Here is a 21,208-nt window from a genome sequence, read left to right on the forward strand (position 1 = left end):
GCAGCATGCCCAGCCCATAGACCGTCCTCGGCGCCGCCGACCCGCCACCCGACACAAGGAATCGGCTGATGTTCGCACGCTGGGGCAACCTCGTCCACCGACTCCGATTTGTCGTCATCGGCCTCGTCGTCGCGACACTACTCGCCCTCGGCGCCTACGGCATCGGCCTCGAAGACCACCTCAGCTCCAGCGGACTCGACGACCCCACCTCAGAATCCGCGCGCGCAGGCCGCCTCGCCGACGAAGCCTTCGGCCGCAACCACGACGGCGACGTCATCCTGCTCTTCACCGCACCCCAAGGCAAAACCGTCGACGACCCCGCCTTCAGCGCCACGGTCATCGACCACCTCAACCGCCTCCCCCGCGAACACCCCAACGAAGTCGCCGGCATCAACGGCGCCTACTGGCGCACCGAAACCGGAAAACTCAGCGGAACCCAAGCCGCGAACAAGGACAAAACCAAAGCTTTCGCCGCACTCGCCATCCGCGGCGACAACGACACCGACATGGTGCGCAACTTCCGAAAAGTCAAGGACGCCTTCCTCATCCCCGGCATACAGGTCCAAATCGCCGGACTACAAGCCGTCGGAGGAACCCTCAACGACACCATCACCACCGACACCAAACGGATGGAGAAACTCGCCATCCCCGCCGTCGCGGTGCTGCTGTTCCTCATCTTCGGCGGCCTCATCGCCGCAGGACTACCACTGATCATCGGTGGCCTCACCGTCATCGGCGCCGGCGGCATCGTCCGAATCCTCACCAACTTCACCGAGGTCAACTCCTTCGTCAACGGCGTCGTATCCATGGTCGGCCTCGGCCTCGCCATCGACTACGGCCTGTTCATAGTCAGCCGATTCCGCGAAGAACTCGCCGAAGGTTACGACACCCCCACCGCCGTACGCCGCACCGTCATGACCGCAGGACGCACCGTCGTCTTCTCCGCCACCATGATCATCGCCAGCCTCGGCGGACTGCTGCTGTTCCCACAGGGCTTCCTCAAATCCCTCGCCTACGGCGCCATCGCCACCGTTTCACTCGCCGCTCTCACCGCCATCACCATCCTGCCCGCCGCCCTCGCCATCCTCGGCCCACGCGTAGACATGCTCGGCCTCAAGCGATTCCGCAAAACCAAGACCGCCGACGAAGTGGAAAACGGCTTCTGGGGACGCGCTACCGGCTGGGTGATGCAACGCCCACTGCGCATCGCCATACCCCTGTGCATCGGACTTTTCCTCCTGATCCTGCCCATGAAAAATCTCGTCTTCGGCGGCATGAGCGAAAAATACCTCCCCACCGACAACCCGATCCGCATGGCGCAACAGGACTTCGACGAACTGTTCCACCTGCGCTCCACCGACCCACTCCAACTCATCATCACCTCCGACGACCCATACAAGGTCGGCGAAGTCACCCGCCGAGCCAACCAGGCACCCGGCCTCGCCCAGAAATTCGGCGTCCCCACACCCGCCCCTTCCCGAGCAGGCATCTACCGACTACAGACCCCACTCGTCGACACCGCCAAGGGCGGCAAAACCATCGAATACCTCCGCTCCATGGACATTCCCGACGGCGTCACCCTCATGGTCGGCGGCAAACCAGCCATCGAAAAAGACAGCATCGACGCCCTGCTCTACCGCATGCCGTTCATGATCGCGATGGTCCTGCTCATCACCACCGTCCTGATGTTCCTCACCTTCGGCTCACTGGTACTGCCCATCAAGGCCGCACTCATGAGCGCACTCGGACTCGGCTCCACCCTCGGCATCCTGACCTGGATCTTCATCGACGGACACGGCGCAGACCTACTCAACTTCACCCCACAACCGATGATGGCGCCGGTACTCGTACTGATCATCGCGATCATCTACGGCCTCTCGACCGACTACGAAGTCTTCCTCCTCTCACGAATGGTCGAGGCCCGCGCCAAAGGCGCGAGCACCAGCGAAGCCGTCCGAACCGGCACCGCGCACACCGGCCGCATCATCACCGCCGCCGCCCTGATCCTGCTCGTGGTAACCGGCGCATTCGCCTTCTCCGACCTGGTAGCGATGCAGTACATCGCCTACGGCATGATCGCCGCCCTGTTCATCGACGCGACCATCCTGCGCATGCTGCTCGTCCCCGCCATCATGAAACTGCTCGGCGACGACTGCTGGTGGGCGCCGGCATGGATGAAACGCATCCAGCAGAAGATCGGTCTCGGCGAACCTATCCTCGACGATGAACGCCCCGGTACCGGCGATCTACACGACCTGGTGAAGTCCACACCCATCACCGACCCGGTCACCATGAAACTCCCCGTGGTCACAGCGTCGCACCCCGAGCGCGTCCCGTAGCGGCTCCGAGCGCCGAAAGCCCTCGACGATGTCGCCCACGGAGGTACGCTCGGCGCCGGAAAGCGTCACCGCCGGCCACCGGACCGAAGGACGACCACCGATGAGCAGCCCCCGCCTCGAAGCCGAATACGCCGATCCGACGCCGCTACAGGTGCGCATCGACACCCACCGCCGACACTCCGAGCAGCCACACGACCCCGGCGCCGACGTGCTGGCCGCGATTGCGCTCACCGGAACCGAGCACCTGGCCGATATCGGCTGCGGAGACGCCCGCTTCCTGGCAAGCCTGGCCGCACGCGGTCACCAAGGCCCACTGGTCGGCCTCGATACATCCCCGGCCATGGTCGCCGCCGCCGCCGCGATACCCGGCGTCCAAGGCGTAATCGCCGGCGCCGAGCACCTCCCGTTCGACGACAACAGCTTCGACGTCATCACCGCGCGGCACATGCTCTATCACGTGCCGGACCCGATGGCCGCCCTCGCCGAGTTCCGACGTACCACCAAACCCGGCGGAGCTGTCGCGGTAGTCGTGAATCACCCTCATACCTGCCCATTGACCGCGGAACTGGTTGCCGCTCACGCGGCCAGCTACGGCATCACCACCGCCGAAGCCTTCACCGCCACGGTCGATTCCGAGACACTTCCCGCGATGATGACCGACGTCTTCGGCGCCACCCGGATCCACCGATCCGATAACGCCCTGATCTTCGATGCCGCCGCCCCGTTGATTCGCTTCGCCGAAGCATTGTTCAGCTTCCATGGCATCGCCGCCGATCATCCACAGCGGCAGGCGATCCTGACCGATATGAGCGAAGACATCGAGGATTGGTTCGCCCATCATCCTGGCGAGAGCTGGCGTGATCCCAAGGGATACATCGTCGCCACCGCGGCAATTTAGGCCGCAGCACGGCGCTCCCGCCCCTCTTCTATGCGGTTCTTGTGCAGTATTGGTGAGGTTTGTGTGCGGGGTGAGTTGTGGTGGTAGTTAACAGGTACGCTGCATGCGTAGATGCGCATATCTACGTAAGGCAATGCTATTCATTCAAGATCAGGACTGCGCGCTCTCAACTCTGATACTTCGGAATCATCGAATTGTTCTGGCTCACAGGAACCTCCCTCCCTGCACTGCCCTCCCCTGGTCTATCCAGGGCCACGCTCTCTCCCCCACCCCCGAGCGCCGCCGTGAATGACCCTTCCGCCATCTCGGACTCCCCTCACCGCGCTGACACTGGCGGGAGCGTTGTACCTGGTCTGGCTGGGCATCAGAATGTCCGCGCGCGCCCGTCCCACAGGCCACCTCGGACCAGATTTTGGGCCCGGCGCTGCGGTGGGTGGTCAAGGGTGCGGGTATCAGCGGTTTGAACCGGCCCGGGAATCCTGAAGCTGGCCCCAGCCCCAAAGTAGCTTCGCGCTCAGCGTGATTCGTCTACTGTTGCCGGGCGTGCGTCAGGAGTGGTCGACCGAGGATTTGATCGGGTCGTGGACGCTGGTCGGTGAAGACTGGCGGCTGGTGGGCAATAAGTCGGGCGCGACCCGTCTCGGCTTCAGCTTGTTGCTGAAATTCTTCGAACTCGGGGGCCGATTCCCAACCGGGCCGGAGGAGTTACCGGCCGCCGCGGTGGCGTATATGGCCGATCAGGTCAAGGTCGATCCAGCGCTGCTGGACACCTATCGCTGGAGCGGCAGCACGATCGAGTACCACCGGGCGCACATCAATACCCGTCTGTTCCAAGCCGTCCTGGAGAATGCGGAATTCCACGACCTGATCGGCGACAACGAACGCCGGGCGATGTCGCCGTTGTTCTGGTCGAATATCAACCCTTATGGCCGATTCCGGCTCGACATGGACACACGCCTGGACCTGAGCCGAGAACATGTTGCAGGCTAGAGAATTCCTGTACGTCGGAAGTGGCCGCGAAGCTGGACCAGCAGTGGACGCTATGTCACTGCAACGGGACGTCCGCAGTCAGCCGGTCCACGAGAAAGGCGAGGATCTCGTCGCGGGCCGCGGCGGTCGGCTCCCCCGCCGTATCGACCAGATGCGCGGTGACCACACTGTGCGGGCAGCCGACGATCTGCGAGAAAAACGGCGGCGGAGAGGGATTCGCCGCGTCGGCGGGCAGCACTCGCGGCTCGAAACGCGGACCCAGCGCTGCGGCGTAGGCGGCGAAACGCTGCGCGGTGCAGAAGCGGTCGCCCTCGAAGCGATAGGCGCGCACCACGAGATCATCGCGATCGAGTCGCTCCCGCACGGCCGCGAGCTCACCGGGCGAAATCTCTAGTCCACCAGGCTCATCCAGTGGCAGCGACGGCTGGCACAGCACCGGCGCCAGCATCGCGGGCTCGAGCATCATGGTGAGCGCGAAATTCCCGGTGAAGCACATACCCAGCGCGCCGACGCCGAGACCGCCGCATTCGCGATGGGCCAGGGCTGCCAGCGCACGCAGCCACACCGCGACCGGGCTGGACTTGCCCGCGCCGAAGGCCCGGAATTCCGCGCTGACACAGGCTCGTTTGAAGACTTCCACGCCGGCCTCTGCCTCCGGATAGGCACCGTCGCGGCCGAACAGTGACGGCAGATAGACGGTGAGCCCGGCGTCGCGCACCCAGCGGGCGAAGCGAGCCACATCGGGACTGATGCCGGGCATTTCCGCCATGACGATGACCGCCGGTCCGGTGCCGCTGACATACACCGTGCGGGCTACTCCGTCGAGCGTGATCGACCGGGGTACGAAATCGGCGAGGTCGTCGTCGAGAGAATCCTGCGGGAGAGATTGCTGCACACCCCAAACCCTGCCGCAGCAGGTCAGCGCACCGCAATTGGCAAGATCGACACCCTTCGGTCTAGTCTCGCCAAATGATTACCCACCTCGCGCTGGACGGTGTGCTCGAAGGTGCACTCGGCCTCGGTATCGACATCGTCGACACGGCAGCCGGGATCGCCGGTGACACGACGGGCGGGCGGCTGCGGCAGCGCGTCGCATCACTCGATGGGCTGCCGGTCCGATCCAGCGGTGGGCGGCTGATCAGTGTCGATACCGAGACCCCGCTCGGCGCGGCGGAGTTCGAACCCGGCGATATTCTGGTGCTGCCGGGGCCGTCCGCGTCCAGCGAAGCGCGTGTCGAGGAACTGCTGACCCGACCCCCGACCATGCAGGCCGTCGAAATCATCCGGCGTGCAGCTGATTCCGGCGCTACGGTAGCTGCCTCCTGCTCGGCTGTCTTCGTGTTAGCGGCCTCGGGGCTGCTGTCGGGCCGGGCCGCCACCACTACTTGGTGGCTGGCGCCGCTGTTGGCCCGCCGCTTCCCCGATGTCACCGTGCAGTCCGATCGCATGGTGGTCGACAGCGGCGCAATACTCACCGCCGGTGCGGCTTTCGCCCACACAGATCTGCTGCTGGCGCTGGTCGCCCGCCTCGGCGGCGGTGCACTGGCCGAGCAGGTGGCTCACTACCTGGTGCTCGATGCCCGCATGTCGCAGTCGCGCTACATGGTGCTCGAGCATCTACGGGCCACCGACCCGGTGCTGCGCGCCGTGCAACAGCACGTGCACGCCAATCTGCACCGGCAACTATCGCTGGACGAATTGGCCAGTGTCGCAGCGGTTTCTCCGCGCACTCTGACCCGCCGCATCCGCGACCGCGTCGGCGTCTCACCCATCCAGTACGTTCATCGCCTCCGGGTCGGGCAGGCGGCCACCCTACTGACGACCACGCGCGAACCCGTCGACGTGATCGCGGGCGCGGTGGGTTACGCCGATTCGGCGGCCTTCCGGCGCATCTACCGCAGGCACACCGGCGAGACACCGACTGCCACCCGCACCCGCGCGGCCGAATCGACCTAATAGGAGTGCCGTTAACGGTCGTGTCACCTGGTACATGAAGCCCTGTTCAGCGCCCTGTTCAGCCAGGTATCCGGGCGTGGGAACCGCGGCCCGGCCGGTACTACGAACACGGCCGACGGCCGCACGTCGGGTCGGTCGGCTCTCGGGAGTCGTGATGTTGGCCATCGGCATGTTCCTGCTCATCGAGCAGATAGTCCACTGAACCTGGCAACAAACCCGATCCGCGTGAGCACCCGCGTTGAACAGTGACGGCCCACCACAAAGCGGTGTCCGCATTACGGCGTGTGCCTGTCGTCTGTGGCCGGACAGGAACGTGATGAGTTTTGAGACATCCATCCCGTTGTGCGAATCGATATTTCATGGCTTGTCACGTCGTGTGCCCATAAAGTCGGCTCACTGCCAACACTACTGACCTGGGCTGGGCCGTCTTCGATGACGGAGCGAGTGCGCGCCTTCGCTGGCGAAGGCGACCGGTCCGACTTTTCCGGCGGATGCGGGCGAAGTGTGTGCGGTCGAGCGGCTGCGGCAGACCGGTAGCGTCGGATTCATGGAGTGGAGTTTTCAGACGGCCGAAGAACTCGCGGCCGCATTGCGTGCCGGTGCGGTGACATCGATAGAACTGACCGACGAGGCGATCGCCCGCATCGAGCGCGACGACAAGGTGATCAACGCGATCTGTGTGCCGGACTTCGACCGTGCGCGGGCCGCCGCACATCGTGCCGATCAGGCGCGGTCCCGCGGCGAGGACCGGCCGCTGCTCGGTATTCCGGTGACGGTCAAAGAGTCCTACAACGTTGCAGGGCTGCCCACGACCTGGGGCATGCCGCAACACAAGAATTATGTGCCTGCCGAGGACGCGGTACAGGTGTCGCGGCTCGCGGCCGCCGGCGCGGTGGTGCTCGGCAAGACCAATGTGCCGTTGGGACTACAAGATATCCAGAGCTTCAACGAGATCTACGGCACCACCAACAACCCGTGGGATCACGAGCGCACGTCGGGCGGATCCTCCGGCGGCTCGGCGGCAGCCCTGGCGTCCGGATTCGGCGCGCTGTCCATCGGCTCCGACCTCGCCGGTTCGCTGCGCACCCCCGCGCATTTCTGCGGTGTCTACGCGCACAAGCCGACAGTCGGACTGGTGGCGGCCCGCGGTATGGTCGCGCCGCCCGCGCCGGCATTGCCGGTCGACCTCGACCTCGCCGTCGTAGGTCCGATGGCGCGCACCGCCCGCGACCTCATGCTCCTGCTCGACGTCATGGCCGGGCCGGACCCGCTGACGCTCGGCATGGCGTACGACTTGACGCTGCCGCCCGCGCGCCACGAGCGGCTCTGCGACTTCCGGGTCTTGGTCCTCGACGAGCATCCGCTCATTCCGACCGGGTCGGCTGTGCGGGCGGGCGTGAACCGGGTGGCCGACGCGCTTGCCGACAACGGCGCCCGCGTCGAGCGGCACAGTCCGTTGCTGCCCGATCTGACCGAAGCCGCGACACTCTATATGCAGTTGTTGTTTTCGGGCTCCGTTGCACGTTTTCCCGTCGAAGCGTACGAGCAGCTGCGGGCGAGCGCCGCCGGACTGGGCGCGGACGACCAGAGTCTCGACGCGGCGCGGTTGCGCGCCATGGTGTTCAGCCACCGCGACTGGATCGAGGTGATCGACCGCCGCGAACTCCACCGGCACAGCTGGCGGCGGCTCTTCGCCGAATTCGATGCCGTGGTGTGTCCGATCACGCCGACTCCCGCGTTCCCGCACGACCACAACCCCAATCCGCTGGAACGCCGGATCGACATCGACGGCGTCGAGTACCCGTATTTCAACCAACTCGTCTGGGCCGGTGTGGCCACCATGCCCGGCCTGCCCGCCACCGCCATACCAGCGGGCCGGTCACCCGAGGGCCTGCCGGTGGGAGTGCAGCTCATCGGTCCGATGTTCGAGGACCGCACCCCGCTGCGGCTCGCCGAACTGCTCGCGCAGAAGATCGGCGGCTTCCAGGCACCGGCATCCTCGGAGAGGTCGGCCTGAATCCAGGCCGACCCAGTCGTGTCGGTGAACACGAGAGTTGGTGTGGTAACGGCCAAAGCGCCGAGGCTACTCCCGTTGTCCGACAGGTCATCTCACCCACGCAAGAACGACACCGTGCTCACCAAAAGGTGAGCACGGTGTTCGGAATTCGCTTCCGGGAGTCGGATTGTATGGGCCTGCGACAGACATTCAGCGCGGTCAACGGCACATTTGGCCGCCTGATAGCAACTCGAGCGAAAGAAAGTAGTAGGTGAGCGAAACATCACCTTAGAGTTGGCGTGCCGGAAAAGTCAGCGCGACAAGGTCACATGACGGCGCACGAAACTCACCGGTTGGGCGGCGCGGCCCGTGTTCGCAGGACGTTCGAGCCGTCTCCCGACAACTTGTCGGCCACTTCATCGATAACGTCATCGCGTGCGGAACGCTGCCGGGCGACGCGATAAACGGGGATGTCACCGCCATCACGCGGGTATGTCTCGAATTCGCCATCAGCATGCTCGACGGGGATGACATCCCGCGGAAGATAGACAAACTCGCCGCCGCCGCCGCGGGTTGGGCAAGCGAGGGCGTACCGATCGACACGATCCTGAACGCCATCCATGAAGGATTCAAAGTCGGCTTGGACATGATCGTGTCCCACGGGAGCGGGAAGGATTACGACGCCATGGTCAGCGGCGCAAGGCTGGTCGTGGAAATGCTCGACACAATGAACGCCACCGTGTCCCGTGCCTACATCCGTGGGCACAAGGCGGTCGTCAGCGAACATCACACCGCCGTACACACTCTCACCTCGGCCCTGCTCGGCGGCCATCCCACTTCCACCGTGGCCCGCGAATGCGGCATCGCGATCGCCGCGTCGTACTCCGTTCTCGCCGTTGCCATTCCGGCACACCCTGACGAGACACCCCCGATGATCGACGGCAAGGTAGTGGCGCGCCGCAAGCTGCGCCGCGTCCAAGCCGAGCTGGCCACGCGCTGCGGGGACACCGCCCTGTCATTGCTCAGCGTCGACGGTGGCTCTTTGCTCATCCCCGAAGACGCCTCGGCAGGCCGAGACCTCGATGCGCTTCTCGACTTTCTGTCACATGCCGCGCAAGTACCCGTCACGGCCACTGTCGTGACTGCCGCGCCCGTCGACATACCGGACGCCGTCGAACGCTCCCACGAACTGCCCGACATGGTCCAGCGCCTCGAATGTGTGCCTGCCCTCTACCGGTTCGGCGATGCTGCACATCCATACCAACACCGTGGACTACCGGCTCAAACGAATCGGGCAGATCACCGGCCACAACGCCACCGAAGGCATGGGCCTGTGGTATCTGCGCTCGGCACTGAATGCTCGCGGCTTCAGATAGCTTGTTCCAGGTCGCCGTGCCACCGCGCGATAGCCTGCCCGATGGCAGTGGCCGGAGGCTCACGGTAGAGCCACTCGCGCGCGATCCGATGCCAATTGTTGGTTGCGTGCAACTGGCCGAGCACGGCGAGGGTGAACAGGTCCGCACGCCGCGAGAAGACATGTTCGGCGGGAAGTAGTTGATGCCGCATACCTCGGAACTCGGCGGCCCTCGGGTCGACAGCCAGCACCAGCGCTCCGGTGGCGAGCTCGGGGGTGATCGTGATCTCCTCGTCGAGCAGATGCCAGCCGGCGGCAGCCCACACGTATTCCAGGCATTCCTGTGTGGTGACCCCGAAATCCGGGTCGATGATGCCGCGGGCGGCCCAGAACTCGTATAGATCCTCGGCTCGGTTTTCACCCGCGGCCACCATGCACACACGCTCGAAGTCGACGTGGACCGGGTCCATATGGTTGTAGAGCCCGAAATCCACGAAGGCCAGCCGCCCGTCGGCGGCGAGCAAGATATTGCCGGGGTGCGGATCTCCGCAGAATTCGTGATCGGAGAACAGTGAACTGACATAAAAGCGGTAGATCAGCTCACCGATCCGATCACGTTCACTCTCGGGCAGAGCCTGGATCTGTTGAAACGACTTCCCCTCGACGAACTCCGTGACAAGCACGTGCCGCGAGCAGTGTTCTTCGATGCTGTCGGGCACCGTAATAAAGGGATGGCCGCGGTAGCGCGACGCAACCCGATGCTGGCTGTGCGCCTCACGCAGGTAGTCGAGTTCACTACTGATGTTGTGGGCGATCTCGTCCAGCACGGCGGCATCGGCCGCGCTCGGCAGGACGGATTTCCACAGCTTGCTGACGAACACGAGATTGCGCAGATCCGCCTGCGTAGCCTCGTCCACCCCGGGGTACTGCGCCTTGACCGCGACCTCGCGCCCGTCATGCAACCTCGCCCGATACACCTGGCCGATCGACGCGGCGGCGACGGGCGTCTGGTCGAAGTCCGCGAAAACCGCCGCCAATGGACCGAGGTCGTCCTCGATCACCTTCCGCATCGCCGTGAACGGAACTGTCGGGGCCCGATCCCGCAGTTCGGCGAGCTTGACCCGAAACAGTTCACGGTGCGCTTCCGGAACCAGGTCGACGTCGAGAACCGACAACATCTGACCGAGCTTCATCGCCGCACCCTTCATACCGCCGAGCACGGTGACGAGTTGCTGCGCTGCTTGAAGGGTGGACCGTTCGGCAAGAATCCGCCGAGCTTGTTCAGTGCGTCCGATCATCGACAAGCGGGTCCCGACCTCACGCACGGCCTGCCCTGCCGCAAGTCGGCCGAGCTTGCTCCCCCGCGCCAGACGGCCTTTGGGTACTCGACCGGCCATATCGGCACCTCCATGTGCATGCGCGCGGCTAATGCCGTGAGTCACGGTACCTTTCGCGCCGCGGCGAAGGAGGAGATCTACGCGGCCGCCTCTCGGACTTCCGCTTCCATCCATGCGGCGATCATCCGCGCGGTCATATCGATGGCCTCTTTGCGGTCGTGGCTGTCGACCTCCACAGCGGACCGCCCCGCCAGCGCCGACTTCCTGAAATCGCTCTGCGGTTGCATCGCAGGCAAATCCGCGGCGCATGCACGAGCACACCGGCTGCATTTCACATAGCGCGGAAGTCCATGGAGTGTCGGCTGGTCGTCGGACGACCGCGACATTATGCTGATCTCGCCGTGAGACGTGGCGGCGTCCTCGCGGCGCACGGGGAAGCGGCCCGCCCGGCGATGCGTATGCGTCGCCGGGCGGGTCAACTCGAACACCGCCCCTCAGCCGATGCCGGGCCTGCGATCCGCTGTCGTGCAGCATCCCCAACCCTCGAGTTCAGCGCCGAACGTCGAATGAGTACCCGGCTCCCCTCGTTCCCATTGTGCCGGTAGGGGTTACCGCGCGGGTAGGGAATACTTGCCGCGAGATGGTGCGATCGCCGCGGACAGAAAGCCGGGACAATCATGATCGAGCTCGTGCTTGCGGCGGTTGTCGTCGTCGAAACCGCGGGGCTGGTCGTGCTCTGGGTACTTTTCGTCCGCGGACGTCGCCAATTGGAGGCTCTCGAGCGCAAGGTCGATGCTCGACAGCTCTGGATGAACAGCAGCCGCGACGCGGTGAAGACGGTGTGGGAGACCGCGAATCTGGTGCGTAAGAAGGGGTTGCGCGGCGCGGTTCTGAGTTCGATCGAAGAGCTTGCGGATTGGGCGCAGGTCGAGCGCCCCGACCTCGCCCGGCTCACCCCGGATGGGCATGTCGTGATCGTCTTTTCCGATATCGAGGGATCCACGGCCCTCAACGAGCGGCTGGGTGACCGCGTCTGGGTCAAGCTGCTCGATCGTCATGAACGGCTGGTCCGCAAGTGCGTCGCCGAGCACGACGGGCACATTGTGAAAAGCCAAGGGGACGGCTTCATGATCGCCTTTGCCGAGCCGGAGCAGGCGGTGCGGTGCGGGTTGGACGTCCAGAGCGCACTCGGCAACGGAACGAAACCCTTTGCGCTCGACCGGGTTCGAGTACGTATCGGCATCCACATGGGTAAATCCGTCCGGCGCGGCGACGACCTGTTCGGCCGCAACGTGGCGATGGCGGCGCGCGTGGCCGGGCAAGCCGACGGCGGCGAAGTCCTGATCAGTGCGGCCGTGAAAGACGCGGTCGAGGGGGAACCCGACATCGTCATCGATCCGGGGCATGCGGTAGAGCTGAAAGGCTTTCGCGGCACACATCAGCTCTACCCGGTCCAACGCCCGACCTGAATCGGCACACCCGGCGAGATCGGCTGACTCCCATAGTTCGCGCCATCGGCGTCTGGCCTACATCTCCAGGAGGAAGTTCGTCAGGCATCGTCGCGACCTCGCGCGGCCACTTTCGAACAATGCGGACGGCTCGATCAATTCGACGGAAGCAGCCGCCTCGGCCACCTGGTAGCGCGGGGCGATCCGCCCCACCAGGCCGAAGGCCGCGCGCTCAGCGCGGCGGGTTCCATGGGATCAGTACGATCTTGCCTCTGACTCGGCCGGATTCGCTGAGCTGGTGGGCTTTCGCGACTTCCGCCAGCGGCAGCACCTGGTCGATCTCGACGCGGAGTTCACCGCGTTCCACAGCAGCGGTGATCTCTCGCAGGTCGGTGCCCGAGGGTTCGACGTAGTGGCGGCGGTATCGGGGATCGGTTTCCGCGTCGTTGCCCTGTGCGTCGATGAGAAGGCCGCTCGGGGTCAGCACCGGCAGCGATCGGGAACCGTAGTCACCACCGACGAGATCGAGCACGATGTCGATATCACGCACTGCGGTGGCGAAATCGGTGGTGGTGTAGTCGATCAGCTCATCGGCGCCGAGGCCGCGCAGGAATTCGTGGTTGGCGGCGCGTGCGGTGCCGACCACGTACGCACCGCGGGCTTTGGCAATCTGCACCGCCAAGTGGCCGACCCCGCCCGCGGCGGCGTGCACGAGCACCCGCTGTCCGGGCTGTAGCTCGGCAAGCGCCTGCCAGGCCGTCAGCGCTGCGGTCGGCAACGCGGCCGCGTGCACATGATCGAGAGTCGCCGGTTTGGCGGCAAGTGCCAACTCCCGCACCACCACGTATTCGGCATAGCCGCCCAACACCATCCCGTGGACCTCGGCACCGGGCTGGAACCGTGTCACGTCCGGGCCGAGCTCTTCGACAACTCCCGACGCGTCGAGACCGAGGGTGAACGGCGGATCTCCGAATTTGCCGATAAGCCCGGAGCGGAGCTTCCAGTCCGCAGCGTTCACCCCGGTTGCGGCCACTCGAATCAGAACCTCGCCCACCCCGGGCCGGGGCCGATCGACCTCCACCGTCTCCAGTACTTCCGGACCGCCGTATGTCTTTTGCGTGATTGCCAGCATGCCAATGATTGTGCGGTGGCCTAGTATCCGTTGGGAAGAAGGCACCTTTCCGATACCGAGGTACCCAATGGATACTGCATGCGACTGGGAACCCTCCCCCAACCTGGTCGAAAGTTACCTACACCACTGCCCCGCGCGGGAAGTGCTCAGCGTGCTCGCGGACAAATGGGTCCTGCTGGTACTCGGCGTACTACGCGAAAGCGGCGACCCTGTGCGGTTCAACGACCTCCGCCGCCGCCTCGACGGCATCACTCAGAAGATGCTGACCAAGACCCTGCGCGGCCTCGAACGTGACGGACTCGTCCGCCGCGATGTCTACCCGACGGTGCCACCCCGAGTGGAATACTCACTGTCCGAGCTCGGCGCCAGCCTCGGCGAACTCAGTCATGCCATGGGCAGGTGGTCGGAGCAGCACCACACCGAAATCCTCTCCGCACGAGAGGATTTCGATGCGAGGACAGCACGGACCCCCGCACCGCTACGCTAGCGAAGGCGAGCGGCCAACCGGGTGGCGTTCAGGTAGGCGATGGCCTCGATCGACACCATCGGATTCACGCCGGAGGCGGTGGGAAAGCAGGATCCGTCCGCGACAACGAGATTCGGGACGCCCCACACCACACCGTCGGGGTCGGTGGCCGAATCCGCCGCGGATCCGCCCGTCCGTGCCGAACCCCGTCGACGACGCCTACCCACCGCACCACGCGTTCCCCGAGCAACTGCTCGACGACGTCGGGAGCCCCGATCAGGTCAGCCGAACCGGGCACGCTCGAATTCGCCATTGAGCACTCCGGACCGGAATGCCTCGACCTCGGCCGAGCTGAAGTGCAGCTCCACCCCGTCTACCGGCTGCTGCGCGGCCACATCCGCGCTGAACACATAGTCGCCGTGGTCGTACCGAGTGCTCAAGTAAACACCCTCCGACCGGCCTGCCCGCAGATCGACCTGGAAGGCATCGAACTGCTCATCGGTGAAGTACAGCAACTGCTCTCCGGGCAACGTCGCATCGGGATCAGCGTGCTCGCCGGCAAGCTTGTCATCCCACACCGCCGTCCAGCCGTCCCTGCGGGCAACGCGGACACAGTTCTGGTTCGGTGAACTGGCCACGGCCTTGATGAATTCTCCAATAGTGAAGGTCGGCTCCATTGTCGTTCCTCTCTACGGGGTAAAGCTGGCGAGGCGCAGAGACTCACGAGTCCCTGCCCTCCCCTTGTTACGGCGTATAGCCGACAGCCGCGAAATTACACGGCCGTGCGGGATGTTCGACATCGACAGGTTGGTCCGGTCGCCAGTCCGGTGCGTATGCGATGCCCGGCTCCACCAGTTCGAAACCGTCGAACAGCGCCGCGAACTGCGCCCGGCTGCGCAGCGTGACCGGGTCCGACGTCTCGTCGTACAACTCGGCCGCCGAAGCCATCTGCTGCTGGATCTCGATGCTCGCGTCGTCGAGCGAAACATGGGTCATCGCGGCATAGCTGCCCGAAGGTAACCGGTCGCGCACGCTGGCCATCAGCTCCAGCGGGCGCTCGGATTCCGGGACGAACGGCCAGACACTCACGATCAGCAGCCCGACCGGTTGGTCGATGTCGATGAGGCGGCGAGTCTCCGAGTGGTCGAAGATCAGGTCGGGGCGACGAAGGTCGGCTTCGACGATGGCCGTCGTGCCGAGCGCGTTTTGATGCAGCAGGAGGTCATGGGCACGGTTCACCGCTTCCATGTCGTTGTCGACATAGACCACGCGCGCGTCGCGAGCGGAAGTACGGGCGACCTCATGGGTGTTGCCCCCTGTCGGCAGACCCGATCCGATGTCGAGGAATTGCCTGATGCCCTGCTCGACCATGAATCGTGTGGCGCGGCCGAGGAAGTCACGGTTGTGATGCGCCCAGGTGTCGAGGTGGGAGAACCGTGCGAAGACCCGCTCGGCGAAGAGTTTGTCGGCGTCGAACACCGGTTCGCCGGTCAGATAGTAGTGGTAGAGGCGTGCGGCCGACGGTACCCGCGGATCGACCTCACGTGACTCGAAGTCGTTGGTGGCCATGAGGGCTCCTGTTCGTGCGGTCTATCGCGGGGTAGCCGTCTTGCGTCGGTACGAGCGAGCGACATGTTCCATGAACTGCCGCGAATCCTCGGCACTGAGTGCGGCGGCGCTCAGACGCGACCAAACGGTCTCACGGCGCGCGACAGCAGGTTTTTCATCGATGTAGCGGATATCGCCCTGTAGTTCGTCGATCGCCATCTCCAGATCGCCCGCCGCACCCGGCGATGGCACCCGGATCAGGGTGTAGCGGTCCTCCATCCCCGCGCCGTTGGTCGGGATCGTGAACGGCAGCACTTGGATGAGGATGCTCGGTCTTCGGGATAGCTCGCTCAGGTGCTCGATCTGATCGAGCATCACATTGCGGTCACCATATTCACGGCGCAGACAGGACTCCGACAGGATCGCGCGGAAGTCGGGCGGATTGCGCTTGACCAGGATTTCCTGCCGAGCCAGCCGGGCCTGCACGGAGTCCTCGACGGTGATGCCTTCGGCCTCGCCCGCACCGGCGATCTCCGGTTTGTGCAATGCACGAATGTAGGACTCGCACTGTATGAGGCCTGGCATGATCTCCGCCTCCGCCGTGCGTAGCAGATCGGCGTGCGCCTCCAGATCGACCAGCAGTCGCAACTCTTCACTATAGGCGCGGCGATGGCTTGTGCTCCAGTAGCCGCGGCGGTGATTGTCACGCCTGAGCTCGAGCAGGGTATCGATATAGCGCGCGTCGCCGAAACCCAATCCACCTGCCAGTTTTTCGAGGTCGCCGACGGAAATCGTGCCAATTCCGTTGATCAGACCGTTGATTCGGCTCTGGCCTACCTCGATGATCTTCCCTGCGTCGGCCTGACTGGTGCCGGCGGTCTTGATCATGTGTTCGATTTCGCGTCCCAGCAGCAGTTTTCGTGCGGTCCGCAGTCGCGTAGCCATGGCCCCCAACAGATCCGGTCATACCGATATGCTCGCTCCACTTCCTGAAGCGTGATAATCACGGTACATTTAACACATTCACGATATCACGGAACACCGAGGCAGCAGGCGCTATCGCCCGCAGTCCCCGCAGCTCGGAGAGGGGCGTCGGCTGATGACGACCAGCGCGATCGCGGACGACGAGATGCGCAGGAAACCCGCTGCCCCGCAATCTTTTTCAGCTCGAAGAACCGCCTCCGCAACCGGACAGGCAGTTAGGAAACGGATCACCGTCGGTCACCTATGTTGTCAACACCACGACGGCGAACCAGAGCTGAACTACCTCACCGCCAGAGCGATCCTGGCCGACGAGCACACGCTGCCGTGCGATCGATGGCTGGCGGCTGCCGCCTACATGTCGGCCGACCTGGATGACGACTAGAGCATCGATTGGATCCAGACAGTACGACGCCTGTCGCAGGGCGTCTGCGAGCGGAGCAGAGATGACTATCCATGATGCACAACAGTTTCGACCGCGACCGACAGTAGCTCCGACCGAACCGCTGCCGAGCGCCGATGAGTTGAGAGAGGCGATCCGAGACGACGGCTCGAGCAACCACCCACTGGCGGTGTCGGCGTTCCACGCGAGCAGCCTGCACCGCCGACGCATGGCCGATCCCGCCCTGGGGGCCGAAATCGATACGCACCGACGCACATTGATCACCGCGATCGATATGTGGGTGACCCGAAATGTGCCGACAGCGCACACCGGTCCGACCATGCACACCGAAGGCATCGGGCCCGTTGTCGACCGCCTTGCGCAACGCCTGGTGGACGCCGAGCACGTCACCCGCTCGCTACCGGCAAACCACAGTGACGCACGCCGGGCCCGTCATCGGCTCGACGAGATCAGCGCCGCCTACGACGCGCTGGTCGCAGAGGTGCTCGGCGGCAAGCGCCAACTCCCCCGCGCCACGGCGCGGCACTGATCAGCCACCTCGGCACCGATCGTCCCGAGTTCGTCACATGTCTTGCGTTCAGAACAGTTGCATGTTCACAATAGTTGTGTGAATACAACTGTTGAGGAGCTGACGCCGCGACGCAAGCTGCTGATACTCGCGACGTGCTGCCTCAGCCTGCTGATCGTGTCGATGGACTCGACGATCGTGAACGTGGCGATCCCCACCATTCGCGACGAACTGCACGCCCCGCTGTCGCGGTTGCAGTGGATCATCGACATCTACACCCTCACCCTCGCCAGCCTGCTGATGCTGTCGGGCGCGGCGGCCGACCGCTACGGGCGTCGACGGGTGTTCCGGATCGGGCTGCTGACCTTCGCCATCGGTTCCCTGCTGTGCAGCCTCGCGCCAACCATCGAGACCCTCATCGTGGCGCGGTTGCTGCAAGCCGTCGGCGGTTCCATGCTCAATCCGGTGGCCATGTCGATCATCACCCAGGTTTTCACCGGCAGGGTGGAACGCGCTCGCGCGGTGGGCATCTGGGGTGCGGTGGTCGGCATCTCGATGGCGCTCGGACCGATCGTCGGCGGCGTACTGATCGACACCCTCGGCTGGCAATCGGTGTTCTGGATCAACCTGCCGATCTGCGCCCTTGCCCTGGTCCTCACGACAATCTTTGTGCCGGAATCGAAGTCGGTCACCGTGCGCAGCCTCGATCCGATCGGTCAGCTGCTGGCCATCGTTTTCCTTTTCACGCTGGTGTTCGGACTCATCGAACAGATCCCGATGGTCTTCGTGGTGTCGGTGGTGGCCTTTGTCGCGTTCCTGCGCCACGAATCTCGCCGCGTCGACCCGTTCATCGATCTGCGGTTCTTCCGCAGTGTGCCGTTCTCCGCCGCCACGGTGACCGCGATGTTCGCCTTCGCCGCGCTCGGCGCGTTCCTGTTCACTTGCTCGCTGTATCTACAGACGGTCCGCCACTATTCGGCGGTGCACACCGGTCTGTTGTACCTGGCAATGGCGGTCGCGATGCTGATCTGCTCACCGTTGTCGGGACGGATGGTCGGTCGTTACGGCACTCGACCGTCACTGGTCGCGGCGGGTATCGCGATGACCGCCGCCGCGGTGCTGCTCACCCGCCTGGAGGCGGACACCCCGATATGGCTGCTGATCGTCGTCTTCGCGATCTTCGGGACCGGGTTCGGCATGGTCAACGCGCCGATCACCACAGCGGCGGTCAGCGGGATGCCGCTCGATCGCGCGGGCGCCGCGGCCGCGGTCGCCTCGACGAGCAGGCAGGTCGGCGTGACCATCGGCGTGGCACTGTGCGGCGCGCTGACCGGGGCCGGGCTGTGGTGGGTGATCGCGGCACTCACGGCGGGGGTTGCCATACTCGGCATTGTCGCGAATACCCCGTTGGCCGAACGGTCCCGGGCTCGCGTCGCCCCGATTCTCGAACAGAAGGTTCCTACGCATGTCGGATGACGCACCCACCTCCGACGAGGTCTGGGCACTGCTCACCAACGTGGTGATGGACACCCGCGACCAGTGGAAGCGCGCGGTCACCGAGCGAACAGGGCTTCCATTCAGCAGAATTCGCATCCTGCGCCGCCTGCGATCGGGCCCATTGCCGCTCAACCAACTCGCGCACGCCGCCGCCATGGACGCACCCGCCACCACGGTGGTCGTCAATAATCTCGAAGAAGCGGGTTTGGTCGTGCGCGAGGTAGACCCGACCAACCGCAGACGCAAGCAGGTCTCCATCACTTTGGCAGGCCGCGCCGTGCTCGCCCAGGCAATGGCCACGCCCGATCCGGCCCCGCTCGCGGTAACCGCCCTATCCCCCGACGACCTGCGGGCGCTGCGCGACCTGCTGCGCAAACTCGGGAATTAGACCTGCTCGATCACCGGCCGGGGTTGCCTCGGCCGGTCGGCTCTCCGGGAAGATCGGCTGGCGGGTATCCAGGGGCATTGTCGAACGGCCATCGGGCGCAACGTCGTTGACCGTGGCCGGCAGGTATCCATCGGTAGCGTCGAGTACGGTGTTCAGGTGCGGGTCGAACGGAAGCCGAGCAGCTCGACCAGCCGGTCGAGATGGAGCTCGAAAACCTCCGCCCGGTCGACGAAGGTGTCGCGGCCGTACATATCGAAGACGTCGAAGCTCACCGCGCCGAACATCGCACTCCAGACGGTGATACCGCGAGAGAACAGCCAGTCCGGTGCGTCCAGCTCGAAGTCCTTGCGGATTTGCTCGAAACTTTGTGCGAGCGCAGGAGATACGGTGACAGGCTCGGACGGCTCGGTGAGCAGTCCGGCGCGGTAAGCCTGACCGTAGATCTGCATCAGCGCGGCGATCACCCGCACTCCCGGGGAAACGGTCTGGTCGGCAGGCGCGTCATAGCCGGGCACCGGCGTGCCGAAAAGTAGCCCATACCAAGCAGGTTCGGCGATCGCCCAAGCACGCACGGTCCTGCCGACCACCCGTAGCCGTTGCGCCGGGTCGTCGGGCGTCGCCGCGAGCGCCGCATCGACGGCATCACCGAGTGCGTTGTAGCCCTCCACTACCAGCAGGGTGAGCAGCTCATCCCGGCTACGCACATATCGGTAGACCGCGGAGGACACGACGCCGAGGTCGCGCGCCACCGCACGCAGCGACAGAGCGCTCGCGCCGTCGGTCGCCAGATGTTCGCGTCCGATCCGAACGATGTCGGCCATGGTTTGCGCGCGAGCACGGGCCCGGGGAGTTGTCGGCATGACTCCACCGTGCATTTTTTAGAGAGCAATGTCAACAACTGCGAGCACTGCTCTTGACAATGTGGCGAGACTGACGCATTCTTGTCGCAATGGAGAGCATTGCTCTCAAACGCGATTCAGGAGAGATCATGCCGGAACTGCACGTCATCACCGGAGCCGGACCCATCGGCGCCACCCTCGCCGAACAACTCGCCTCGGCGGGCAAGCAGGTCCGGTTGCTTACCCGTTCCGGTAGCGGGCCCGAGCATGAGCTCATCGAACGGCGCGCAGTGAACGTAGCACTCCCCGAACAGCTTTCGGGCCAATTCGACCGTGCGACCGCCGTCTACCATTGCCTGGGCGCGTCGCGCTACGCGGCGAAGGAATGGCAGGCCGAATTGCCCCCTGCCGAACAGGCGGTCATGGACGAGGCCGGGAAGGCAAACACAGTCGTGGTGTTCGCCGAGAACCTCTATTCCTACGGCAAGGTCGAGGGCCCCATCACCGAAACCGCTCCCCGCAATGCCGATTTCGGCAAGCCCGCGGTCCGCACCCAACTGGTGCGGGCTCGCGCCGCCCACGCGACCCCGACCGTGAGCGTCGCCGCGTCGGACTTCCTCGGCCCGTATGTGCGCGCCTCGGTGGCAGGCGAGCAACTGTTCACCCCGATCCTCACCGGCAAAAAGGTCCAGGCCCTCGGCAAGCTCGACCTCCCACACTCCTTCACTTACATTCCCGACCTCGCCGCCGCCATGATTCGCGCGGCCGCCGAGCAATCGCTGTGGGACACCTTCCTGCATGCGCCGACCGCACCACCGATCACCCAGCGCCAACTCATCGATTCCATCGCCACCGCCGCCGGTGTCGCGGCACCCAAGGTTTCCGCGGCGCCGGTCGCCCTCATGCGACTGATGGGCCTGTTCAGCGGGCAGATGCGCGAACTCACAGAAATGAGCTACCAGGTCGCCGGCCCGTTCATCCTCGACTCGAGCGACAGCCAGCAGCGCCTCGACCTGCGCCCGACCCCGATCGACGAATCCATCACCGCCACTGTCGCGTGGTGGAAAGCCCAGCTGTCACCTTCGCCATCCTGAATGGACGCGGGTCTACCGCACTTGTGAACGGTCA

General features: G+C 64.8%; 23 protein-coding genes and 2 pseudogenes. 15 read left to right on the top strand and 10 right to left on the bottom strand.

Features of this window, described 5'->3' with window-relative positions:
- The first annotated feature begins 68 nt into the window (after positions 1–68).
- The 3 genes from ACLMAJ_RS29080 to ACLMAJ_RS29090 all read left to right on the top strand — a co-directional run bounded on the left by ACLMAJ_RS29080 (position 69) and on the right by ACLMAJ_RS29090 (position 4,227).
- A complete protein-coding gene (locus ACLMAJ_RS29080) occupies positions 69–2,339 on the top strand; it encodes an MMPL family transporter (protein ID WP_412017043.1) in 2,271 nt (756 codons plus the stop codon).
- Positions 2,340–2,439: 100 nt separating this feature from the next.
- Positions 2,440–3,237: a class I SAM-dependent methyltransferase gene (locus ACLMAJ_RS29085; protein ID WP_412017044.1), complete on the top strand. Its 798-nt coding sequence runs from the start codon at positions 2,440–2,442 to the stop codon at positions 3,235–3,237.
- Between the two features lie 519 nt (positions 3,238–3,756).
- On the top strand, positions 3,757–4,227 hold the full coding sequence (locus tag ACLMAJ_RS29090) for a DUF4158 domain-containing protein (RefSeq protein ID WP_412017045.1): 471 nt from the start codon (positions 3,757–3,759) through the stop codon (positions 4,225–4,227).
- Between the two features lie 55 nt (positions 4,228–4,282).
- On the opposite strand, the gene ACLMAJ_RS29095 is transcribed toward ACLMAJ_RS29090, so the two are convergent.
- Complete coding sequence (locus ACLMAJ_RS29095; RefSeq protein ID WP_412017046.1) at positions 4,283–5,122, bottom strand: dienelactone hydrolase family protein; 840 nt, start codon at positions 5,120–5,122, stop codon at positions 4,283–4,285.
- Between the two features lie 74 nt (positions 5,123–5,196).
- Between ACLMAJ_RS29095 and ACLMAJ_RS29100 the strand changes: the two genes are divergently transcribed.
- From ACLMAJ_RS29100 to ACLMAJ_RS38075, 4 genes and pseudogenes are all read left to right on the top strand, one after another.
- The gene (locus tag ACLMAJ_RS29100; RefSeq protein WP_412017047.1) at positions 5,197–6,183 is read left to right on the top strand and encodes a GlxA family transcriptional regulator; all 987 of its coding nucleotides are present in this window, start codon (positions 5,197–5,199) and stop codon (positions 6,181–6,183) included.
- A gap of 76 nt (positions 6,184–6,259) precedes the next feature.
- Positions 6,260–6,385: a hypothetical protein gene (locus tag ACLMAJ_RS29105; protein WP_412017048.1), complete on the top strand. Its 126-nt coding sequence runs from the start codon at positions 6,260–6,262 to the stop codon at positions 6,383–6,385.
- 345 nt (positions 6,386–6,730) lie between these two features.
- Positions 6,731–8,200: an amidase gene (locus ACLMAJ_RS29110; protein WP_412017049.1), complete on the top strand. Its 1,470-nt coding sequence runs from the start codon at positions 6,731–6,733 to the stop codon at positions 8,198–8,200.
- A gap of 424 nt (positions 8,201–8,624) precedes the next feature.
- Positions 8,625–8,915 (top strand): annotated as a pseudogene (locus ACLMAJ_RS38075) (RsbRD N-terminal domain-containing protein); the annotation flags it as partial.
- Positions 8,916–9,281: 366 nt separating this feature from the next.
- Here ACLMAJ_RS38075 and ACLMAJ_RS29120 read toward each other — a convergent pair.
- Positions 9,282–9,434, bottom strand: coding sequence for a hypothetical protein (locus ACLMAJ_RS29120; RefSeq protein WP_412017051.1), 153 nt, complete (start codon positions 9,432–9,434; stop codon positions 9,282–9,284).
- Here ACLMAJ_RS29120 and ACLMAJ_RS29125 point away from each other — a divergent pair.
- Positions 9,424–9,555 carry a helix-turn-helix domain-containing protein gene (locus tag ACLMAJ_RS29125; protein ID WP_412017052.1) on the top strand — a complete coding sequence of 44 codons (132 nt, stop codon included), beginning with the start codon at positions 9,424–9,426 and terminating at the stop codon, positions 9,553–9,555. The genes ACLMAJ_RS29120 and ACLMAJ_RS29125 overlap by 11 nt on opposite strands.
- On the opposite strand, the gene ACLMAJ_RS29130 is transcribed toward ACLMAJ_RS29125, so the two are convergent.
- Complete coding sequence (locus ACLMAJ_RS29130) at positions 9,548–10,930, bottom strand: ABC1 kinase family protein (RefSeq protein WP_412017053.1); 1,383 nt, start codon at positions 10,928–10,930, stop codon at positions 9,548–9,550. The two genes, ACLMAJ_RS29125 and ACLMAJ_RS29130, sit on opposite strands and share 8 nt — an antisense overlap.
- Before the next feature lie 77 nt (positions 10,931–11,007).
- Positions 11,008–11,157, bottom strand: a complete 150-nt coding sequence (locus ACLMAJ_RS29135; RefSeq protein WP_412017054.1) for a hypothetical protein — start codon at positions 11,155–11,157, stop codon at positions 11,008–11,010.
- 390 nt (positions 11,158–11,547) lie between these two features.
- Between ACLMAJ_RS29135 and ACLMAJ_RS29140 the strand changes: the two genes are divergently transcribed.
- Positions 11,548–12,339 carry an adenylate/guanylate cyclase domain-containing protein gene (locus ACLMAJ_RS29140; protein ID WP_412017055.1) on the top strand — a complete coding sequence of 264 codons (792 nt, stop codon included), beginning with the start codon at positions 11,548–11,550 and terminating at the stop codon, positions 12,337–12,339.
- Between the two features lie 211 nt (positions 12,340–12,550).
- On the opposite strand, the gene ACLMAJ_RS29145 is transcribed toward ACLMAJ_RS29140, so the two are convergent.
- Positions 12,551–13,450 carry an NADP-dependent oxidoreductase gene (locus ACLMAJ_RS29145; RefSeq protein WP_412017056.1) on the bottom strand — a complete coding sequence of 300 codons (900 nt, stop codon included), beginning with the start codon at positions 13,448–13,450 and terminating at the stop codon, positions 12,551–12,553.
- A gap of 67 nt (positions 13,451–13,517) precedes the next feature.
- Here ACLMAJ_RS29145 and ACLMAJ_RS29150 point away from each other — a divergent pair, with 67 nt between their 5' ends.
- Positions 13,518–13,937, top strand: coding sequence for a winged helix-turn-helix transcriptional regulator (locus tag ACLMAJ_RS29150; RefSeq protein WP_412017057.1), 420 nt, complete (start codon positions 13,518–13,520; stop codon positions 13,935–13,937).
- On the opposite strand, the pseudogene ACLMAJ_RS29155 reads toward ACLMAJ_RS29150, so the two are convergent.
- From ACLMAJ_RS29155 to ACLMAJ_RS29170, 4 genes and pseudogenes are all read right to left on the bottom strand, one after another.
- A pseudogene (locus tag ACLMAJ_RS29155) lies at positions 13,934–14,122 on the bottom strand (GMC oxidoreductase); the annotation flags it as partial. The gene ACLMAJ_RS29150 and the pseudogene ACLMAJ_RS29155 overlap by 4 nt on opposite strands.
- A 75-nt stretch (positions 14,123–14,197) precedes the next feature.
- Positions 14,198–14,593, bottom strand: a complete 396-nt coding sequence (locus ACLMAJ_RS29160; protein ID WP_412017058.1) for a hypothetical protein — start codon at positions 14,591–14,593, stop codon at positions 14,198–14,200.
- A 67-nt stretch (positions 14,594–14,660) separates the two neighbouring features.
- Positions 14,661–15,485: an SAM-dependent methyltransferase gene (locus ACLMAJ_RS29165; RefSeq protein ID WP_412017059.1), complete on the bottom strand. Its 825-nt coding sequence runs from the start codon at positions 15,483–15,485 to the stop codon at positions 14,661–14,663.
- Positions 15,486–15,506: 21 nt separating this feature from the next.
- Positions 15,507–16,409 (bottom strand): helix-turn-helix domain-containing protein, encoded by a 903-nt coding sequence (locus ACLMAJ_RS29170; RefSeq protein WP_412017060.1) that lies wholly within the window; start codon positions 16,407–16,409, stop codon positions 15,507–15,509.
- A 154-nt stretch (positions 16,410–16,563) separates the two neighbouring features.
- On the opposite strand from ACLMAJ_RS29170, the gene ACLMAJ_RS29175 reads away from it, so the two are divergent.
- From ACLMAJ_RS29175 to ACLMAJ_RS29190, 4 genes are all read left to right on the top strand, one after another.
- On the top strand, positions 16,564–16,830 hold the full coding sequence (locus ACLMAJ_RS29175; RefSeq protein WP_412017061.1) for a hypothetical protein: 267 nt from the start codon (positions 16,564–16,566) through the stop codon (positions 16,828–16,830).
- Between the two features lie 61 nt (positions 16,831–16,891).
- Positions 16,892–17,377: a DUF4254 domain-containing protein gene (locus ACLMAJ_RS29180; RefSeq protein WP_412017062.1), complete on the top strand. Its 486-nt coding sequence runs from the start codon at positions 16,892–16,894 to the stop codon at positions 17,375–17,377.
- 78 nt (positions 17,378–17,455) lie between these two features.
- On the top strand, positions 17,456–18,832 hold the full coding sequence (locus tag ACLMAJ_RS29185) for an MFS transporter (RefSeq protein ID WP_412017063.1): 1,377 nt from the start codon (positions 17,456–17,458) through the stop codon (positions 18,830–18,832).
- Positions 18,822–19,241, top strand: a complete 420-nt coding sequence (locus ACLMAJ_RS29190) for a MarR family winged helix-turn-helix transcriptional regulator (protein ID WP_412017064.1) — start codon at positions 18,822–18,824, stop codon at positions 19,239–19,241. The genes ACLMAJ_RS29185 and ACLMAJ_RS29190 overlap by 11 nt, the downstream gene beginning before the upstream one ends.
- 152 nt (positions 19,242–19,393) lie before the next feature.
- Here the strand turns inward: ACLMAJ_RS29190 and ACLMAJ_RS29195 are convergent, their stop codons facing one another.
- The gene (locus ACLMAJ_RS29195; RefSeq protein ID WP_412017095.1) at positions 19,394–20,101 is read right to left on the bottom strand and encodes a TetR/AcrR family transcriptional regulator; all 708 of its coding nucleotides are present in this window, start codon (positions 20,099–20,101) and stop codon (positions 19,394–19,396) included.
- Between the two features lie 128 nt (positions 20,102–20,229).
- Here ACLMAJ_RS29195 and ACLMAJ_RS29200 point away from each other — a divergent pair, with 128 nt between their 5' ends.
- Positions 20,230–21,174, top strand: coding sequence for an NAD-dependent epimerase/dehydratase family protein (locus ACLMAJ_RS29200; protein ID WP_412017096.1), 945 nt, complete (start codon positions 20,230–20,232; stop codon positions 21,172–21,174).
- Positions 21,175–21,208: the final 34 nt, after the last annotated feature.

Origin of the sequence: Nocardia arseniciresistens (assembly GCF_046764875.1) — a bacterium.
Taxonomy (GTDB): Bacteria; Actinomycetota; Actinomycetes; order Mycobacteriales; family Mycobacteriaceae; genus Nocardia; species Nocardia arseniciresistens.